This is a genomic window from Propylenella binzhouense (genome assembly GCF_009866965.1).
Classification (GTDB): Bacteria; Pseudomonadota; Alphaproteobacteria; order Rhizobiales; family Afifellaceae; genus Propylenella; species Propylenella binzhouense.
This window is the reverse complement of record NZ_SPKJ01000002.1, coordinates 34,434-52,858: the sequence shown is the minus strand read 5'-3', so window position 1 is coordinate 52,858 and position 18,425 is coordinate 34,434. Positions and strand designations below refer to the sequence as shown.

Sequence of the window (18,425 nt, the reverse complement as noted above, 5' to 3'; positions counted from 1 at the left end):
CCAACCTGATGTACCCGCATTTCGCTAGTGAAACAGGCGGCTGATCATGTCCTGGGCGTCGTTCTGGATCTTTCGCAAGTGGGCTTCGCTGCGGAAACTCTCGGCATAGATCTTGTAAACATCTTCGGTGCCGGAGGGCCGCGCCGCAAACCAGCCGCTCGCGGCAATGGCCTTGATGCCGCCGAAGAGCTGTCCGTTGCCGGGCGCGGCGGCCAGCGTCGCGCCGATCGGCTCGCCGGCGAGCTCACGGGCGTCGAGCTGATCGGGAGTGACGTTCCTCAGAATCCTCTTCTGATCGGCCGTCGCCGGCGCGTCAAACCTCGCATAGTAGGCCGTGCCCAGCTCGCGAGTGAGACGGTCGTAAGCCTCGCTCGGGTCGTGACCCGTGCGCGCCGTGATCTCGGCGGCAAGCAGACCGAGGATGATCCCGTCCTTGTCGGTCGTCCAAACAGACCCGTCCCGCCTCAGGAACGAGGCGCCGGCGCTCTCCTCGCCGCCGAACCCGACCGAGCCGTCGATCAGGCCCTCGACGAACCATTTGAACCCGACGGGGACCTCGAGCAGCCGGTGGCCGTGCCTTGCGGCGACGCGGTCGATCATGCTGCTGCTGACCAACGTCTTTCCGACCGCGCAGTCCTTTCGCCAGAGATGGCGGCTGTCGAGGAGGTACGAGATTGCCGCAGCCAGGTAGTGATTCGGATTCATCAGCCCCGCCGAGCGGGTGACGATCCCATGACGATCGGCGTCCGGGTCGTTCGCGAAAGCCACGTCGAACCGGTCGCGCAGGTCCACGAGCCGAGCCATCGCGTGAGGCGATGAGCAGTCCATGCGGATGCGTCCGTCCCAATCGGCCGGCATGAACCGGAACGTCGGATCCACCTCGTCGCTGACGATTGTCGCGGTGAGCTTGTAGCGATCGACCAGCGCCGCGCACACGCCGACGGCCGCGCCGCCCAGCGGATCGATGCCGAGAGTGACGCCGGATGCGCGGATCGCCTCCAGATCGATGACCTCACTCAGCGCTTCGATATAGGGCGTAGTGAAATCGTGCCGATGAACGCAGGGCGAACGCAGGGCGCGCTCGTAGGGCATGCGCCGCACGCCGTCGAGCGACCGCGCGAGAATCTCATTGGCTGTCTGTTCGATCCAGCCGGTGGTTTCTGTATCCGCCGGGCCGCCATGCGGCGGGTTGTACTTGAAGCCGCCATCTTCCGGCGGGTTGTGCGATGGCGTGATCACGATTCCATCGGAAAGGCCGCTCGTGCGATTCCGGTTATGCGTCAGGATCGCGTGGGAGATGACCGGGGTCGGCGTGTAGCCGTCGTGGGCGTCGACCATCGTATCGACCTCGTTCGCGGCGAGGACCTCAAGCGCGCTCGCGCGCGCGGGCTCGGAAAGCGCATGCGTGTCGATCCCGAGAAACAGCGGGCCGCCGACGCCGGCGCGCCTCCGGTAGAGGCAGATTGCCTGGGCAATCGCCAGGATATGAGCCTCGTTGAAGGAAATGGCGAAGGCGGAGCCGCGATGACCGGAGGTGCCAAACGCCACGCGCTGGGACGCCACGACTGGGTCGGGCTCGGCGGCGAAGTACGCGGTCACTAACCGCGGCACGTTGACCAGTTGGGACGGGTCGAGCGGTTTTCCAGCTTCCGGGCTTACCGTCTGAGCCACCTCGTTTCTCCCCAACACGGTGCGACGAAGTCTTTTGCCGATATGAGCCTGGCTGGCTCTCCGGCCGCATCCCAAGCCGGCGGTCGTGGCCAGCGCGGGCTGAAACTGCGCGTAGCTATCGCAGGTAGGCCTCGGCGGCGTAGCGGCGCATCATGCGCTGACTGTTGAAGCGGGCGGCGATCTTGCTGATCGACTCCTTCATCATCCAGATCCAGCGGCCGAGGTCGCCGTGGTAGAGCGGCAGGACTGTGCCTTCGAGCTTGTCGTAGAGGGCGCCGGCGTGGTCGCCGCCGTCGCGATCGCGGCCGATCGCCCAGCCGGTGACTCCCTCGATGCAGCCCTCGATCCACCAGCCGTCGAGCACGCTGAGGTTCAGGACGCCGTTCAGCGCCGCCTTCATGCCGCTGGTGCCCGAGGCTTCGTAGGGCGGCAGCGGCGTGTTGAGCCACACGTCGGCGCCAGCGACCAGCAGCTTCGCCAGCGCCATGTCGTAGTTCGGCAGGAAGGCCATCGGGATCTCGTCCGCGAGCCGGCGCATGTGGCCGGAAAGGGCATGGATCAGCGCCTTGCCGCCATCGTCCCGCGGATGCGCCTTGCCCGCCATCACGACCTGGAACGGCTGCCCGCGAGAGATCGCCCGCAGCCGCTCGACATCCGCGAACAGCAGGTCGGGTCGCTTGTAGCCGGTCATGCGGCGGGCGAAGGTAAGCAGCGGCAGGTCCGGCCGCATCGCGACGCCGGTCAGCCGCTCCACCTCGGCCAGCAGCCCCGCCTTGGCCTCCTGGTGGGCCGCCCACAGCGCCTCGTCCGGCAACTGGTCGGCGACGGCCAGCGCCTCGGGGTCGTGCCCCCAGTCCGGCGCGACGGTCTGGAACAACCGGGCCAAGGCCGGGTGCGTCCAGGTCGGGACATGCACGCCATTCGTGACCGCCCGGATCGCATAGCCCGGAAACATCTGCCGGGCGGTTTCGGCATGGCGGCGCGCCACCCCGTTCACGTAGCCGCTCAGGTACAGCGCCAGCCGCGTCATGTTGAGCCGGTCGGCCCCGGCCAGCAGCTTCAGCTGGTCGATTTCGATAAAGTCGCCGAGCAGCCGCGCCACGTCGGCGTAGTCGAAGCGGTCGTGCCCAGCTTCGACCGGGGTATGCGTGGTAAAGACGCAGCGCTCGCGCACGCGGTCATCGTCGTAGCGCAGGCCGCCGTTGGCGGGCCGCCCGGGCGGTCGAGGATGCCGCCGCAGCAGCGCCGCCGCGAGGAGCGCGGCGTGGCCTTCATTCAGGTGATAGGTCTCGATCTCGAAACCGAGGGCGTGCAGCAGCCGCTCGCCGCCGATGCCGAGCACGATCTCCTGCTTCAGCCGGTACACGTCATCGCCGCCGTAGAGGCGGTCGGTGATCGCGCGGTCAGCGGCGTCGTTGTGCTCGAGCCGGGTGTCAAGCAACAGGATCGGGATCTCGCGGCCGATCGGGCAGGTCAGCACACGAAGCCACGGCCGCACCCAGACCGGGCGGCCCTCGATCCGGACGGCGACCATGGCGTCGAGCGGCGTCGCCCAGTCCGCCGGCTCCCAGGGATCGGCATGGTCGACCTGGCGTCCCTCCGCGTCGATCTCCTGGCGCAGATAGCCTTCGCGGCTGGCGAGCGTGACGAACACGACCGGCAGCTCCAGGTCGGCGCAGGACCGCGCGGTGTCGCCGGCCAGCACGCCGAGCCCGCCCGAGTAGGTGTGCATCTCCGGACGGAGCGCCACCTCCATTGAGAAATAGGCGATCCGGGTGCGCGGCAAGAAGGGATCAATTGGCGACATCATCGCTCGTTCCTCAGGCCGGAGGGCAGCCTCATTCACCCCACGCGTAAGCGGGAATGCTGCTGACGTTCAATTCCACGGCCTTCACCCCCGGGACGTTCTCGGCGGCAACCCGGAGGGCTTCGCCCTGTTCAGGCGACTCGACGATTCCCCAGATCCGCACGGTCCCGTCCGCCACCACCACGCTCAATCCGTAGGTCGGGGCCCAATCTGCGTGTGCGATCTCGTCGAGAAGCTGCTTTCGGATCGTCTCGTCGCCGACGGAGGTCTGGGCGGGTGCGATGTCGCGGCTGGCGGCCAGGCCACGCAGGAGATCGGCGCGACTGACGATGCCGACGAGCTTTCCGTCGCGCAGGACGGGCACGCGCTTGATCCGTTTGGTTTCCAGGAGGTGTGCCGTGTCCCCGACCGGCATATCCTCGGTGACGGTGATCACGTCGCGGGTCATCACGGCGGCAGCGGTGCGGCCGTGCGTATTCACATAGTCCGCTGCGCTGGCGCCGGAATCCGACAGCAGCCGCAGCCACCAGGAGCCGTGCCGATGGCTTCCGTCCTCGGCGCGGCGCAGGAAGTCGCCCTCGCTCACCATCCCCACCAGTCGGCCGCCCGGCTCGATCACCGGCACGGCGCTGATATGCCGTTCGAGAAGAAGCCGCGCGACCTCCGGAACGCTCGTCTCCGGCGTCACCGAGATGACGGGCGTCGTCATGATGTCCTTCGTCTTCATCATCGCCCTCCCAGCGCTTCGGTGAGCAAGCCGATGCCCAGCGCAGCGTTGGTCGTGGCAATCGACTCGTGCGGATCCTGCACGTGCCCGGCGAGGGCGCGGATGGCGTCGATCGTCTCCGGTATGACGATCGCCTGGTTGTCGACCATGTAGGCGTAGAAGAGCTCGTCGCCCTCGACCTTCAGCATGTCGGCCCACAGCGCCACCTCGTAAAGGTTGTCGTGCGGTCGGCCGAGATCGGCCATCAGCTCCTTGACCGTATTGATCGCCGTCAGGCCGTCCGCCATGCGGATGAGCGCGATGCGGGGGGACGAGCGGAAAGCGTCGAGGATCTCCTCCTTGTCTGCCGCGCGCGTCAGTTGCACCGCCCAATAGTGCAGGTGTGCCAGGGTTTCCGGCACCTTGACCGCCATCGTCACCACGTCGAGCGCGGGATCGACGCTCTGGGCATCGGGGCCTTGGTGACTGGGGATCTCGGGCTCGGGGACCAGCGTGTTCATGATGCCGCCGAGATGGCTCTCCCAAGGGTCGGTCGCGCGGCGCAGCAGCGTGCCGCGGGCCCGGCGGAGCAGGCCGGCGTGCTTCAGCGCCGTGAGGGTACGAACGATCGAGGTCGTGTTGCAGGAGACGACGCGCGTGCTGTCTCGGCCGAGGGCATCCTTGTAACTCGCCTCCGCCACGAAGGAGTGGCCGGTCACCGCGTGCTTTTCGCCACCCTGCACGATGAACTTGACGCCCTTCTGCCGGTAGAGGTCCACGTTTTTCGCTGCCACGCGCTTCGGCGTGCAGTCGACGACGACATCGGCAGCACCAAGGAGATCCTCAAGCGTTCCGGCGACTGCGAGGCCGGCATTCTGCATCGCCTCAGCGTGCTCGCTTGCGGCTCCATAGAGTCGATAGCCCTTCTGCGTCACGATGCGCGACCGCCAGTCGGCACTGATGTCCGAGACTCCAGCGAGTTCCATGTCCTCTTGCCGGACCACCGCGTCGGCCACACGTTTGCCGATCACGCCGTAACCATTGACCGCGACACGGGTCCTGCTGCTTGCGTTCATGTCTTGCTCCTCCGGTGAGAATGGAACCAGTTCTTTCGCGCGGAGGCTCTCGGGCGACTCCCGCGCATTGCTACAGCCGCCCCGAGCGGGCGATCGCCCGCACCAGGCGGAATGACAGCCACAACGCGAGCGCGTAGCCGAACAACGCCAGCAGCGGCATATCTCCGAACACCCGCGGTCCGACGCTGTGCAGCATGAGCAGCGAGGCTGCGACGTACAGACCCAGGATGATCATCGCCAAGGCGAGGCGGTTGCCGGTGCGGTCGAGATGAGCCTCCAGGCTCTCCAGGCCCTCGTGCCGCATGACGAGGAACGGCCCGCCGCTCTCGCGCTGCGCCCGGTGGAGCCAGGCTGCGAGTAGTCCCGGCAGATCCTGGGCGGTCAGCGCGACTTCCGTCTTCAGTCGGGCAGCGGCCGCCGTGGCCACATTCGCGCGGAGAGCGCCTTCCATGGTTTCGCGGCCGCGCGTCAGCAGGGTATCGAGGATCTTGAAATCCGGATCCAGCGTGCGCAGCGCATTTTCGACCAGGAACAGCGTGCGCATCAGCACGACGAGATTCTGCGGAATGAGGAAGTTCTCGCCCGATCCCAACCGCGCGACGCGCAGCGCGGCCTCGGCCAGCGACCAGTCCTTGAGCGGCAAGGACGCGTAGTCGGCGAGGATCTGCTCGATTCCGCGGACGAAGACGGAGCGGTCCATCGGGCCGCCGAGCAGGCCCAGATCGACGGCCGCGTCAAGCAGCCAGACGGCATCTTGTTGCACGAATGCCTGCAGGTAGACGGCAAGCGCGCGGCGGGTTCGCCCGTCGAGATAGCCGACGAGGCCGAAATCATGGAAGCAGAGCCGCCCGTCGGGCATGACGAACAGGTTGCCCGGGTGGGGATCACCGTGGAACAGGCCAAGGACGAAGAATTGGTGGAGGTAGGCGTCGACAAGCGTTTGCGCGAGCGTTGGACCGTCTACCGAAGGATCGCCGATGCCGAGCCCCCCGCTCATCTCCTGCACCAGCACGGCCTCGGTATAGAGCTCGTCGATGACATCCGGGATGTAGAGCGCCGGCCACGTTCGGAACGCTTCGCCGAAGCGGCGAATGCTGCGCGCCTCCTGGCGGAAATCACTTTCCCTGAGGAGGTTGATCCAGATCTCGTCGATGAGGCGGAGCGGCTGAAAGCGGCGAAGGCGCGGCGCCACAGCCAGGGCGAGGCGGCCGACGCTGACGAGCGCTCGCATGTCGCGATCGATCTGGGCGCGGATGCCAGGCCGGCGAATCTTGACGATCACGGCGCGCCCGTCGGCCAGGCGCGCCCGATGTACCTGGGCAATCGACGCCGCCGCCATTGGTTCTTGCTCAAAGGTTGCGAAGATCGCCTCAACAGGGCGCCCGAGCGCTGCTTCCACGGTTCGCCTCGCCTCGGCGCGCGGGAAGGGCGCGACACGGTCCTGCAGCTGCCGGAGCTCCGCGAGCCAGGCATCGGGTAGCAGGTCGCGGCGCAAGCTGAGTGTCTGCCCGAGCTTGACGAATGTCGGTCCGAGCCCTTCGAGCGTCACGCGAAGACGCCATGGCAGCCGCGAGGCATCGGCGGGAGTTCCGCGGAAGCGCTCTTGCGCCGCCAGCCAGAGAAGGCCAGCCACGGCTGCGCCGATCCGGGGCAGACGGCTGCCGATCATGGACCCGGAGTCCAGCCGATGCGCACGTCCCGACGGCCGGCGGCACGGGTAGCCGAGCGTTCCCGGTCGGCGATGTAGTCGCGCGTCAACGGCACTGCATCGCGCCGACGCGCGAGCTGGATCTGGAACACCATCATCGGGCCGTGCCGGAAGGCAGCCTCGCAGGCCGCGAGGTAGAACTCCCACATACGGCAGAAGCGCTCGTCGTAGATTTCCTTCGCGCGATGTCGATTCGCCTGGAAGCGCTCGAACCAGTGACGCAGCGTCTCGGCATAGTGCAGCCGCAGGATCTCGATGTCAGTCACCCAGAGCCCGGACCGCTCAACGGCGGCGAGGACCTCCGACAGGGCCGGGCAGTAGCCGCCCGGGAAGATGTACTTGCGCAACCAGGGTTCGGTGGATCCGGGCGGATCGGCCCGCCCGATCGCGTGCACGAGGGCGACGCCGTCCGGGTTCAGACGCTGGCGGAGCGTGTCGAAAAACGTGCGGTAGTCCGCCACGCCGACATGCTCGAACATGCCCACGGACACGATCCGGTCGTAGGTCTCCTGCTCCTCGCGATAGTCGCGCAGGACGAAACGGACGCAATCCTTCAGTCCCGCGATCGCGGCGCGCTCACTTGCGGCTGTGAGTTGCTCCTGGGAGAGCGTGAGGCCGGTGACGTTCGCCTTGGCGGTCCGGGCCAGGTCGAGCGCCAGTCCGCCCCAGCCTGAGCCGATGTCGAGCACGCGCATGCCGGGCGCGAGCAGGAGCTTCGCCCTGATGTGGCGCTTTTTCTTCTCCTGCGCTTCCTCGAGAGTTTCGTTGCCCGTCTGAAAGTAGGCGCAGGAATATTGCCGGTCCTCGTCGAGGAACAGGTCGAACAGCCCACCCGAAAGATCGTAGTGGTGCGCGACGTTGACGCGTGCCCGCCGGAGGCGATTTTTCTGGTGGGACCGGCGTAACAGCCGGTCGAGCTCACCGCGCAGAGCCCCTACTGGATGCCGGTCGAGGGCCTCGAGATTGGTCGTACAGAGATGGAGAAGGTCACGCAACGTCCCCTCCTCGATCGTGAACGTCCCATCCATGTAGGCTTCGCCCAAGGCGAGCGACGGACGAAGCAGGATGCGCAGCGGGAGCGTCGGGCTGCGCAGCCGCACCGTCACGTGTGGGCCGCCTCTTCCAGGGCCGAAGCGACAGATCCGGCCGGCCGCATCGACGACCGTCAACCGGCCGGTTCGGATCAGCTGGCCAAGAAGGGGGGACAGGAACGGCAGAGGAGCGCAGACCATTCCCTCGGAACGGACGTCCCAACGTTCCGATAGGGGTTGCGTGGACATATCCGTCGTGTCGTGTTCGCTCATTGCGCAGATCGAGGCGGCCCGGAAACATGGTCACGGGACATTGGCGGACGGTGCGAGGGGGCATAGCGATCCGGCGCCGTCAGGAACGCGCTGCGGCAAGCGTCGGAGCAGAAGAAGTATGCCCACCCCAGATACTCGGTCGGCTCCGCCACTCCGAGGTCGATCGTCTTTCCGCAGACCGGATCGGTTACCTGCATGTGGGACCTCCTCAATGGGACGCGACGCCTTCGCGACGGAAGGCTGCGTCGAAAACATCAGACCGCGGTGACGCAGCGAAGCAGCCATTCGCGAGGAATGCCGAGCGACGCCCAGCCCGCCCTGCCCCAACGGCACGCCGGCAGCAGCACATTGCCTCGGCCGCATGGTCGTGAGTGTGCTGGGGCCCGCAGCTGGTTCCCGCTCCGTCCTTCAACTCTGGTGCCTCTCAAGCCTCAACTGACCCACTCGGCCGCGCGATTTCGCATTGCGTTCGGACGCAAGCTCCGTACGCAGGCGCGGTTACCAGAAGAGACGCGTGAGCAGCCGATCTCTTACAGATGAGAAGCGGGTCACTGCGCTGCGGCGGGGCTTACGACAGATGGGCGATGCTTGGCTTCGAGGGGCACCGGTAAGGGCCGACAAGCTGCCGGCCGATGGCCGGCAGCGGATCACCGGGTTCCTGCACGGCAAACGATTTTCTCGGCCTCCTCCTTGGCGCATCGCTGCACATGGCAGAGCGCCGAGACGGTCACGCGCGTGCGCTGCCGCAGGCTCTCCGCAGGAGCCTCGGACAGCGCCTGAGCGACTTCCCAGCCATGGGGCGATGGTTGCTCGGGGTCGCCTCCAGTCAGATGCTCAGATGCTGCTTCTCGGTCGCAAGATGGCGCGCGAGCGGGTCGGCCCCTCGGCGGGCATGCTGTTCCGGCGCGCCACGCGCATCGGGACGGATGAGGATCCGGTAGCGCTATCGACTTCTTTGGCTGGCATCGCCGGCCACTTTGGGCTCCTGCCCGAGGCCGTCAGCGCACGATCACCAAGTTTAATGAAATGAGTTGGATCGTCGAGGCCCAAAGCACGAGCGAGGCTCGCTTCCTCGACTCCGCGACCTTCATCTCTGCGGGACCGCAGTGGCTGCGGCCCAGCCGACGCCGGATGGCACCGCTGCCCGGTCCGCCGCGTCACGAATCACGGATCGGCCGATCGTCTCCAGCTCTTGCGATGAGAGCGTCTCCCGGCGTAGCAGGCTTTCCGCCGCACGGCCGAGCAGGTCTCGGTTCGCCGTAAGGATCGAGACGGCGCGTTGGAACGCCGTCTCGACCAGCTCGCGAACGGCAGCATCGATCCCCGACGCGGTTTCCTCGCCGTAGCGCCGCGGCTGCCAACTCGCTCCGCCCGGCCCTCCCAGGAAGGGCGCAGCATCCGTCTCATAAGCGACCTGCCCCAGCTTCGGGTCCATGCCGAACCGTGCCACCATGCTCCGCGCGATGTCGGTGGCCTTCACAAGGTCGTCGGCCGCGCCGGTTGACACTTCGTCGTAGACCAGGCTTTCGGCCGCCCGCCCGCCGAGGAGGACGGCCATGCGGTTCATCAGCTCATTCCGGTCCATCAGGAAGCGGTCCTCGAATCGAGCGGCCGCTGGATCGTGTAGCCGAGAGCCGCGACGCCGCGGGGGATGATCGAGACCTTCTGCACCGGGTCTACGCCCGGCAGGGCCATCGCCACCAAAGCGTGTCCCATCTCGTGATGGGCGACCACGTCTCGCTCGTGCGGGTTGAGCAGGCGGTTCTTCTTCTCGAGGCCGGCAACGATGCGCTCGATCGCTTGCGTGAAGTCCTCCAGCTCTATGCTCTCCGCGGCGCGGCGCGTCGCCAGCAACGCAGCCTCGTTGACCAGGTTTGCCAGATCGGCTCCGGTGAAGCCGGGCGTGAGCGCCGCCAGTTCCTCCACGGGGACACCCGGCGCCAGCTTCACCTTCTGCAGGTGGACTTTCAGGATATCGACACGGCCCTGCTTGTCGGGCCTGTCGACCAGCACCTGGCGATCAAAGCGTCCGGCGCGCAGCAGGGCCGGATCGAGGATCTCCGGGCGGTTCGTCGCCGCCAGCAAGACGGTGCCGACGCTCGGATCGAAGCCGTCCATCTCGGTCAGGAGCTGATTGAGCGTCTGCTCCTTCTCGTCATGACCGCCGCCCGGTAGCATCGCGCCACGGGCACGTCCGAGCGCATCGAGCTCGTCGATGAAAATGATCGCGGGCGCCTGCTTGCGCGCCTGCTCGAAGAGGTCGCGGACGCGGGCGGCGCCAACGCCGACGAACATCTCGACGAACTCGGAGCCTGAGATCGAAAAGAATTGCACGCCGGCCTCGCCCGCAACGGCCCGAGCCAGAAGGGTCTTGCCGGTTCCCGGCGGTCCCACCAGCAGCACGCCCTTCGGCATGCGCGCACCGAGCCGGCCATACCCCTGGGGGTCCTTGAGGAAGGCGACGATCTCTCGGAGCTCGTCCTTCGCCTCGTCGACGCCGGCCACGTCGGCGAAGGTGACCTTCGTGTCCTTCTCGACATAGACCTTGGCCTTGGACTTGCCGATAGTCATCAGCCCGGCCCCGTGGCCCATCGCCATCGGCTTGACCAAGAACATCCAGAGCAGAACGAAGCCCAGCATGGGCATGAGCCAGCTCAGCACGCTCTGTAGAAGGCCCGGGCCCGCCTGACCGGAAAAGGAAACACCCTTGCTGGCCAAGGACTCGGCCAAGTCCTGCGGCACGCGCTCCGCCCTGAAATGCTGCGGCTGGCCTTCCTGCGGCGCGGCTTGGCCTTCCGGCGTCTTGTAGGTGCCGGTGATCTGGTCGGGGCCGATGACGACGTCGGTGACCTTGCCCTAGTCGACGAGCCGCTGAAATTCGCTGTAGGGGATCGTCTTGATGTGGGTCGGCTGGAAAAGCAGTTGCTGGATCCAGATGACCGCGAGAGTCGCAGCGATGACGTACCAGAAGTTGATCTGGTGCTCGCGTTTCATGTTCCGGCTTCACGGATGCTGTTTGCCGCCGCGCGATGCGCGGCCGGCGAGTCTGGATAGGTTCGGGATGAATCCCGGCACATTCGCCATGTAGCGGCGATAGGCTTCACCGAACTCGGCCAGCGCCTCGCGCTCCTCGGTACGGGCAAGCCGCACATACATGAAGACGAGCACCGGGAACATGAGCAAGGTCAGCAGCGTCGGCCACTGCAGCAGGAACCCGAACAGCACCAGGATGAAGCCGACATATTGCGGGTGGCGGACATGGGCGTATGGTCCGGTGGTCGCCAGCGCATGCCGGCGCTGCGCCTCGTACAGCACCTTCCATGCCGCCGCGATCACGACGAAACCGCCGCCGATGAAGGCGAAGCTGAGGAGGTGGAACGGCCCGAAATGCGGGTTGGCCTTCCAGCCGAACAGCATCTCGAGCAGGTGACCGGCGTCGTGCGACAGCCAGTCCACGCCCGGATAGCGGCTCTGTAGCCAGCCGGAAAGAAGATAGATGGTCAGCGGAAAGCCGTACATCTCGGTGAACAGCGCCACGAGGAAGGCGCTGAAAGCGCCGAAGGAACGCCAATCCCGCGCGGTGTTCGGCTTGAAGAAGCTGAAGGCGAACAGGATGAAGATCGCCGAATTGAGCACGACCAGGAACCAGAGGCCGTAGGCGGGGGCGTCGTCGGTCATCGCGGATCTCTCGTTCGGTGGCTCAGTGGCGGTGACCGTCGGGTGCCCGGCCGCCAGGCGGAGGATCGTCATCGCTGCCCGATCCGTGCCCGCCGTGACCAGCGTGCATGAAGAGATGCATGCCGACGCAGAGACCGAGGAGCAGGAGCAGCGGCCCCGCGCCCACGAGGTGAGCCCAGTGCTCGGACATCAGGTAGAAACCCGCCACCGCGAGAAACACCAGGAGTACCAGGTTGGCGCGCGAGGCGAAGAACCCCCGCTGCCTCGGGTGGCCGTGATGGTCCATGCCGTGGTCCTCCGCTTGCCGCGCCGGCACGTCCGTCACCGCGCGGGGTGCTGGTAGGTGAAATCGACCCGCGTCGGCACCGCCTGGTTCGGCCGCCGGATCTCGACCGTGATGGTGTAGCGGTCGCTACCCGGCAGGCTCACAAACTCGCCATAGGTGATCGTACCCGCGATGCGCATCGGTTCGAGCTGGAGCCGCCTTCCGCCGACATGGCCCAGGCCTGAGATCGTCGCCGTCACCGCGGCGTCCTCGATCCGGGCGCCTGACGCGGCGTCGAACAGCGCGACCACCAGGTGGTAATCATGACGTCCACGCGGAGCGCCGCCGTGCATAGCGCCCTCCGGATGCCCAGCCGGATGGCCGCGAACCACTGCGGCAGGCAGTACGCCGAGATAGGCGGCGAGGTCGCCGGCCCTCCTGTAGGCCTCATCCTGCGCCGCTCCAGCCGGAGGACTGAGCGCCGTCAGGAAGGCGAGGACGAACAGGGCGGAGATCCTGGCGATCCAGCCGCTTGCTGCTTGGCGCGAGCCGTTGCTCATGGTCAAAGCCCCTCCGACGGAAAAACGTGCGGCGGAGGCGCGGGACAGCCGAGACGCGCCGCCGCAGTCGTTTGCAAGCGCCGCGGCCGTCACGCTGCTGCTCCGACGGGCTCGGTGGTGGCCAGTTCCGGCGGCGGGGCATCGGCGCGACCGATCCCTTCCAGGCGCGTGCGCTTCAGGAGTAGGGCGTTGACGGCGACCAGCGCCGAGCTGCCCGACATCGCCAAGGCCGCGACCTCGGGGCTGATCACCAGGGGATAGAAGACGCCGGCCGCCATCGGGAAGGCGACGACATTGTAGGCGACCGCCCAGAACAGGTTCTGGCGCATCTTGCGCAGGGTGGCGCGCGAAAGCTCGATGGCGCCGACCACGTCGTAGGGATCGCTCTTCATCAGCACCACGTCGGCGCTCTCCATCGCCACGTCCGTGCCGGCGCCGATGGCGAAGCCGACATCGGCCTGCGTCAGCGCCGGCGCATCGTTGACGCCGTCGCCGACCATGCCGACGCGCTTGCCCTGGGCTTGTAGCTCCTTGACCTTCTCGGCCTTCTGGCCGGGAAGCACATCGGCCAGCACGATATCGATGCCGCCGAGCTCCTCCGCGATCCGTCTTGCCGTGCCGGCATTGTCGCCGGTCAGCATCGCAACCTGTAGCCCGCGCTGGCGCAGGGCCGCGAGCGTCCTGGCCGCCGACGGTCGTGGCGCGTCGGCAATGGCGATCAGACCGGCAGCAACGCCGCCTTCGGCGACATGGACCACGGTGCGACCGGCGCCCTTCAGCCGTTCCGCCTCGTCAGCGAGGCCGCCGAGGTCGACCCGCTCGTCGTCCATGAGGCGGCGATTGCCGATCAGCACTGTGCGACCACGGATCTCCGCGCGTGCGCCCTTGCCTTCGAGGTTGAGGAAAGCGCGCGTCTCAGGGACGTCGAGACTTTCGGCGCGCTCGACGATCGCCAGGGCGAGCGGGTGGTCGGAGCCGCGCTCAACCGCCGCCGCCGCACGCAGCACGTCATCTTCTGTGCGGTCGGGCGCCGGCACGACCTCGACGACCTTGGGCTGGCCCATGGTGAGCGTGCCGGTCTTGTCGAAGACGATGACGTCGAGCTTGGTCGCTTCCTCGAGCGCGCTCGCGTTCTTGAACAGGATGCCGTGCGTGGCGCCGAGCCCGGTGCCGACCATCACCGCCATAGGGGTCGCGAGCCCGAGCGCGTCAGGGCAGGCGATGACGAAGACCGTGATGGTGAGGGTCAGCGCGAACAGCAGCGGCTCGCCGATCCACCAGAACCACACGGCGAAGGTGACTAGACCGATGACAATCGCGATCAGCACCAGCCATTGGGAGGCCTTGTCGGCGAGGAGCTGGGCCGGCGCCTTGGAGTTCTGCGCCTCCTGCACCAGCTTGACGATCTGCGCCAGCGCCGTGTCGGCGCCCACCTTGGTGGCCCGGTACTTGAAGCTGCCGCTCTTGTTGATGGTGGCGCCGATCACCTCGTCGCCCGGCGCCTTCTGCACCGGCATGGACTCGCCGGTGAGCATCGACTCGTCGACGAGGGACTCGCCCTCGATAATCTCACCGTCGACCGGGATCTTGTTGCCCGGCCGAATGACGACGGTGTCGCCGGCCTGAACCTCGGCGGTGGGCAGTTCGACCTCGCGGCCGTCGCGCAGCACGGTGGCCATCGGCGGAGCGAGATCGAGCAACGCCCGGATCGCCGCCGAGGCGCCGGCGCGCGCCCGCATCTCCAGCCAGTGGCCGAGCAGGATGAACACCAGCAGCACCGCAACGGCTTCATAGAATTGCACGCCGGGGAAGAAGAAGGTCGAGCCGACGCTGAAGATGTAGCCGGTGCCGACGGAGAGCACGACGAGGACGGCCATGTTGAGCACGCCGTTCTTGAGCGCCCGCCAGGCGGCGACCACGAACGGCCAGACCGGATAGAGCACTGCGGCGCTGGCGAGGAAGAACAGCCAGAGGTCGAGGTCAAGGCCAAAGGGCGGCGCCGGCGGGGTGAACATCCCGCCCATCGGCGAATAGACGAAGATCGGGATTGTAAAGACGAGCGCGATCCAGAAGCGGTTCCGCATGTCGCGGACCATGTCCTGCATGTCCATGCCGACGTCATGGCCCATCTCGTGCGCCATTTCGTCATGCGCAGGCGCGGAGGCCTGGCGCGTCGAAGCGCCTGGCCCCGGTGCGCCGGTTCTCGACGTTTGGGCATGTCCACAGTGCGTCGGGGTCTGCGGCGGCACTGTGGCGCTGTCTGGTCTGCAGACGTGTCGTGGCACCACCTTACCGCGGCAGCGGAAGCCGCAGGACTTCACCGTCCTCCGCAGTGCCTCGGCGCTCGTCACCGCCTCGTCATAATCGACCGTGACGCTGCCGGAGGCAGGGTTGGCGCTTGCCCTAATGACGCCCTTCTCTCCGTTGAGCTGCTTCTCGACACCAAGATGATCGAGCTCTTCGAAGAGGCCGCCGACCTCAAGCGTCACTGTCTGCAATGCGAGCCTCCTGGGATGCTAATCAGGAATGGTCGGGTGATGCCGGACGGACGCCGCCCGAAAGCTGCGCCGTACGGGCGTGCGGGAACGCGGCACTTGGTCCTGTTCCCGCACGCCCGCCGGTGGTTAGCCGCCGCAACAGCAGCCCCTCGACTTGGCACCCGTGGTCTGTGCACGTGCGGTCTCTGGTGCGGCCGCTGCTTGCCGATCCGCAACGGGCTTCTCGGCCGCCACCGGCGGCCGAGTCTCCTCGGTCGCCTCACGCGCGCCGTGGCCACAACAGGAATCTCCGCTGCGAGCGGATGGACCCGCCATCGGGGTGTTGGTGTCTGGCTTCATCGTATGTCTCCTCTTGGTGCCGGATGCGCTGCACTGTTGAAGGACCGCCGGCTCCGTGCAGCAGAGCCCCAGGCGGGACCGGAGTTCTCGGCGTCTGCGAATATGGACGCGGCAAGGTCTCCCGCATTACAGGTCCAAGGCAGCAGCCGCTTCCTCGCGCTGGCGGCGGGCGCGCTCCGCCTCCTCGCAGCGGCAGTCGAGAAAGCCGTGCACCGGGCAGATCTCGCACATCTCCTCCAACCGCTTCTTCAGCGCCTGCCGACCGCGGTGCAGCCTCACGGTGATGTTGTTCAAGCTAACGCCGAGGCTTGCGGCCACACGGTCCCGTGGCTCTCCCAGCAGGTCGATCCGCCAGATCACCTCGGCATATTCCGGCTTTATCGTTGGAAGGAGCTTGTAAAGGCAGTTGCAGACCGCCTCGTCCAGCTCGGCATCGGGCTCGATCGACAAGGCTTCGAGATCGTCAGGGCTCATGACCGCCTCCCGCTGCCGCCGTCTGGCGGCGCGACGCTGATGGTCGACGATGGTCGTGGCAAGGATCCGGCTTAACCAGCCGCGGACCGTCCGCACGTCGCGCAGCTCGGCCGAGCGCTCGAGCGCCCGAAGCATGAAGGCCTGAAGCACGTCTTCCGCTTCTTCCGCGCTCCCCAGCCGCCGCCGAAGGAAGCCGAGCATCTGACAGCGACTTTCCACGAGAGCTCGGCGCACGGCAGCGTCCGCCCGCAACGTAGCTCCTTTCGGCTCGCTCTCTGCCTCGCCAGCGCGTTCCGGATCATCAGACATCGTCATCTCCGGTTCTTTCCGACGCGGGGCTTGTCAAGTTCTTACATGCGCTATCTATGAAGACCTCGAAGCACAATGCTAGGGCGGGTGTGGTGTTGACCCTGTCAGACCGGACACGCGGTAGGCTGCGACATGGCCCGGAGGTACTCGCGGGGCGAGCGATATCCGAGCCGGCTGTGAGGATGGACGGTGTTGTAGTCCTCCATCCAGTCCCTGACGGCGGCGATGGCGGTCGCCGCGTCGGGGATCGGGTTCACGCGGACGTAGTCGCGCTTGAACGTCTTCACGAAGGCTTCGGCGAGACCATTGCTCTCGGGGCTCTCGACGGGCGTGAAGCAGGGCTCGAGGTTCAGCGCGAGCGCCATGTCGATCGTCTTCGCCGCGGCGTAGGTCGAGCCATTGTCGGTCAGCCACTGGATGCGCTCCGGCGCCCGTGGCGAGCCGAACCTGGTCTCGACGCACTCGACCATCATGTCGCGGATCATCTCGCCCGAGATGCCGGCGGTTGTCGCCGTCCACCCGATGACCTCGCGGTCGTGACAGTCGAGCGCGAAGGCGACGCGCACCACCTCGCCGTTCCAGCACGAGAACTCGAGCGCGTCGGAGCACCAGCGGATGTTCGAACGCGGCGTCGCGACCTCTCCCTCGTGCCGCCGTGCCAAGCGGCGCCCGCTGTGCCGGGCGAGGAGCAGCCCGTTCTTCTTCATCAGCCGGTAGACGCGCTTCGCGTTGACGGACGGCTCTTCGGCGGTCCGCCGCTCGCGCCTGAGAAGCGCGGCGATCCGCCGGTACCCGTAGGTCGGCCTCTCGTCGACGGGGCGCCGGATGTCGGCCGTGAGCTCCAGATCGCCCTCGCGGATCTGGGGGCCGCGCTTCGGCCGAGCCGCCTTCACGCGCTCGACGACGTTCGAGCGGGCGACGCCGAGGGTCTCGGTCACCGCCTTCACCGGGAACCGTCCCCCGGCCGCGAGCTGGACAGCAAGGTCGGTTTTTTTGCCCGGGCGAGGTCCAGCGCCTCTTTCAGGATCTCCACCTCGAGCGTCTTGCGCCCGAGCTGGCGCTCGAGCGCGCGGACGCGCTCCTCGAGCCGGCGCGCCTCGGCGGCCGGCACCACGTCGTCGTCCGCACGCACCGCCTCGCGGCCGCCATCGGTCATCAGCCGCCTCCACCGGAACACGAGGCTCGGCGAGAGCCCGTGGCTGCGGGCAACGTAGCTGATCGACATGCCCGGCTGCATCGTCTCGGCGACGATCGCGAGCTTCTGCTCGGCCGTGAACCGACGCCGCCGGGCGACGCCGCTGATCACCTCCGCGCGGGAGAACTCCTCGGACATAGGCGTAGCCCCAGGTCTATGCCTGGGTCCCCTGCTTACGCCGCCTGTCCGGTCGAAACGGGGAGCACTTCAGGGTGCTAAATAAGTGGTGGTGAATTCACCAGGAGCCGCGAACTAACGATGCACCCGAACGCCGTCGTATAAGAGGCTACAATCGCGGACGGCTCGTTGGCGATTAGGGAAGCCTGGCCAAGGTGCTTCGGGTCTGAACTTGATCCAGCGCAATGTCGGTACCCGCGGACTCCGCATATGTGGTGTCTCAGCGCGATTCAACTATGCGAGCGGGCGTTTGACAGCACGGCATCGGGCGCCAGCACAGCAGCGCTGCGGGAGATGCGGCAGGCATGGTGAATGAATATCAACCGATGGTTTTCGCAGAGAGATCTGAGCGCATGGTCAAGAATGGTCTCCGCACGGGAGGGAAAGCGCCACCGACGTCTCTGGATGCCTGGGTTACACCCTCGGTCTGGAACTCGTGCCCATCATGCTCTACCCGTGGGTGGCGTCAGTCCTCTGTCATGGTCATTGCCGGGCAGACGATCGGGTGAAACAAGGGCATATGGCTGTTTAGGAATGGCATCGCTGGCCCGATTCATTGCTCTGGTCCTCGTGTTAGGAGCAGCCGCGGGGCTCCTCCTTCAGGGGCCTGTTCATGCCGCGTCGATGGCAACGGCGTCGCCAGCCCAGCACCACCTCC

The 18,425-nt window shown here is 66.9% G+C and carries 14 protein-coding genes and 1 pseudogene; 1 reads left to right on the top strand and 14 read right to left on the bottom strand.

Annotated elements, in window-relative coordinates; genetic code table 11:
* Positions 1 to 24 precede the first annotated feature (24 nt).
* The 7 genes from pgm to E4O86_RS23985 all read right to left on the bottom strand — a co-directional run bounded on the left by pgm (position 25) and on the right by E4O86_RS23985 (position 8,469).
* Positions 25 to 1,671: a phosphoglucomutase (alpha-D-glucose-1,6-bisphosphate-dependent) gene (pgm, locus tag E4O86_RS01005; RefSeq protein ID WP_161138651.1), complete on the bottom strand. Its 1,647-nt coding sequence runs from the start codon at positions 1,669 to 1,671 to the stop codon at positions 25 to 27.
* A gap of 115 nt (positions 1,672 to 1,786) precedes the next feature.
* Positions 1,787 to 3,478 (bottom strand): alpha-glucan family phosphorylase, encoded by a 1,692-nt coding sequence (gene glgP, locus E4O86_RS01000; protein WP_205520583.1) that lies wholly within the window; start codon positions 3,476 to 3,478, stop codon positions 1,787 to 1,789.
* 31 nt (positions 3,479 to 3,509) lie between these two features.
* On the bottom strand, positions 3,510 to 4,205 hold the full coding sequence (locus tag E4O86_RS00995) for a CBS domain-containing protein (RefSeq protein ID WP_161138649.1): 696 nt from the start codon (positions 4,203 to 4,205) through the stop codon (positions 3,510 to 3,512).
* Entirely contained in the window at positions 4,205 to 5,260 is a 1,056-nt protein-coding gene (locus tag E4O86_RS00990) for a type II glyceraldehyde-3-phosphate dehydrogenase (RefSeq protein ID WP_161138648.1), read from the bottom strand. The genes E4O86_RS00995 and E4O86_RS00990 overlap by 1 nt, the downstream gene beginning before the upstream one ends.
* Positions 5,261 to 5,330: 70 nt before the next feature.
* Complete coding sequence (locus E4O86_RS00985; RefSeq protein ID WP_161138647.1) at positions 5,331 to 6,929, bottom strand: ABC1 kinase family protein; 1,599 nt, start codon at positions 6,927 to 6,929, stop codon at positions 5,331 to 5,333.
* Complete coding sequence (locus E4O86_RS00980; protein WP_281351502.1) at positions 6,926 to 8,272, bottom strand: class I SAM-dependent methyltransferase; 1,347 nt, start codon at positions 8,270 to 8,272, stop codon at positions 6,926 to 6,928. The genes E4O86_RS00985 and E4O86_RS00980 overlap by 4 nt, the downstream gene beginning before the upstream one ends.
* On the bottom strand, positions 8,269 to 8,469 hold the full coding sequence (locus E4O86_RS23985) for a YHS domain-containing protein (RefSeq protein WP_161138646.1): 201 nt from the start codon (positions 8,467 to 8,469) through the stop codon (positions 8,269 to 8,271). The genes E4O86_RS00980 and E4O86_RS23985 overlap by 4 nt, the downstream gene beginning before the upstream one ends.
* Positions 8,470 to 9,110: 641 nt before the next feature.
* Here E4O86_RS23985 and E4O86_RS00970 point away from each other — a divergent pair.
* Complete coding sequence (locus E4O86_RS00970; protein WP_161138645.1) at positions 9,111 to 9,302, top strand: hypothetical protein; 192 nt, start codon at positions 9,111 to 9,113, stop codon at positions 9,300 to 9,302.
* A gap of 57 nt (positions 9,303 to 9,359) precedes the next feature.
* Here the strand turns inward: E4O86_RS00970 and ftsH are convergent.
* The 7 genes and pseudogenes from ftsH to E4O86_RS00935 all read right to left on the bottom strand — a co-directional run bounded on the left by ftsH (position 9,360) and on the right by E4O86_RS00935 (position 17,728).
* Positions 9,360 to 11,266: pseudogene (gene ftsH, locus E4O86_RS00965) on the bottom strand (ATP-dependent zinc metalloprotease FtsH).
* A 9-nt stretch (positions 11,267 to 11,275) separates the two neighbouring features.
* Positions 11,276 to 11,950 (bottom strand): methyltransferase family protein, encoded by a 675-nt coding sequence (locus E4O86_RS00960; protein ID WP_161138644.1) that lies wholly within the window; start codon positions 11,948 to 11,950, stop codon positions 11,276 to 11,278.
* Between the two features lie 22 nt (positions 11,951 to 11,972).
* The gene (locus E4O86_RS00955; RefSeq protein ID WP_161138733.1) at positions 11,973 to 12,236 is read right to left on the bottom strand and encodes a DUF2933 domain-containing protein; all 264 of its coding nucleotides are present in this window, start codon (positions 12,234 to 12,236) and stop codon (positions 11,973 to 11,975) included.
* A 35-nt stretch (positions 12,237 to 12,271) separates the two neighbouring features.
* A complete protein-coding gene (locus tag E4O86_RS00950; RefSeq protein ID WP_205520562.1) occupies positions 12,272 to 12,775 on the bottom strand; it encodes a hypothetical protein in 504 nt (167 codons plus the stop codon).
* Between the two features lie 89 nt (positions 12,776 to 12,864).
* Positions 12,865 to 15,264, bottom strand: coding sequence for a heavy metal translocating P-type ATPase (locus tag E4O86_RS00945; RefSeq protein ID WP_343039063.1), 2,400 nt, complete (start codon positions 15,262 to 15,264; stop codon positions 12,865 to 12,867).
* Positions 15,265 to 15,738: 474 nt separating this feature from the next.
* The gene (locus E4O86_RS00940) at positions 15,739 to 16,395 is read right to left on the bottom strand and encodes an RNA polymerase sigma factor (protein ID WP_161138642.1); all 657 of its coding nucleotides are present in this window, start codon (positions 16,393 to 16,395) and stop codon (positions 15,739 to 15,741) included.
* A gap of 104 nt (positions 16,396 to 16,499) precedes the next feature.
* Positions 16,500 to 17,728 (bottom strand): IS3 family transposase gene (locus E4O86_RS00935; RefSeq protein WP_246206053.1). Its coding sequence is split into 2 segments (ribosomal slippage): positions 16,500 to 17,392 and positions 17,392 to 17,728, totalling 1,230 coding nucleotides; the frame shifts between segments, so codons are not numbered across the junction.
* Positions 17,729 to 18,425 lie beyond the last annotated feature (697 nt).

What these genes read in the sequence shown, in the direction of transcription:
- glgP (WP_205520583.1), bottom strand. Translation starts at nt 3,478, where the DNA reads ATGTCGCCAATTGATCCCTTCTTGCCGCGCACCCGGATCGCCTATTTC.
- E4O86_RS00990 (WP_161138648.1), bottom strand. Translation starts at nt 5,260, where the DNA reads ATGAACGCAAGCAGCAGGACCCGTGTCGCGGTCAATGGTTACGGCGTG.
- E4O86_RS00955 (WP_161138733.1), bottom strand. Translation starts at nt 12,236, where the DNA reads ATGGACCATCACGGCCACCCGAGGCAGCGGGGGTTCTTCGCCTCGCGC.
- E4O86_RS00995 (WP_161138649.1), bottom strand. Translation starts at nt 4,205, where the DNA reads ATGAAGACGAAGGACATCATGACGACGCCCGTCATCTCGGTGACGCCG.
- E4O86_RS00985 (WP_161138647.1), bottom strand. Translation starts at nt 6,929, where the DNA reads ATGATCGGCAGCCGTCTGCCCCGGATCGGCGCAGCCGTGGCTGGCCTT.
- E4O86_RS00960 (WP_161138644.1), bottom strand. Translation starts at nt 11,950, where the DNA reads ATGACCGACGACGCCCCCGCCTACGGCCTCTGGTTCCTGGTCGTGCTC.
- E4O86_RS00980 (WP_281351502.1), bottom strand. Translation starts at nt 8,272, where the DNA reads ATGAGCGAACACGACACGACGGATATGTCCACGCAACCCCTATCGGAA.
- E4O86_RS00950 (WP_205520562.1), bottom strand. Translation starts at nt 12,775, where the DNA reads ATGAGCAACGGCTCGCGCCAAGCAGCAAGCGGCTGGATCGCCAGGATC.
- E4O86_RS00970 (WP_161138645.1), top strand. Translation starts at nt 9,111, where the DNA reads ATGCTGCTTCTCGGTCGCAAGATGGCGCGCGAGCGGGTCGGCCCCTCG.
- E4O86_RS00940 (WP_161138642.1), bottom strand. Translation starts at nt 16,395, where the DNA reads ATGTCTGATGATCCGGAACGCGCTGGCGAGGCAGAGAGCGAGCCGAAA.
- E4O86_RS23985 (WP_161138646.1), bottom strand. Translation starts at nt 8,469, where the DNA reads ATGCAGGTAACCGATCCGGTCTGCGGAAAGACGATCGACCTCGGAGTG.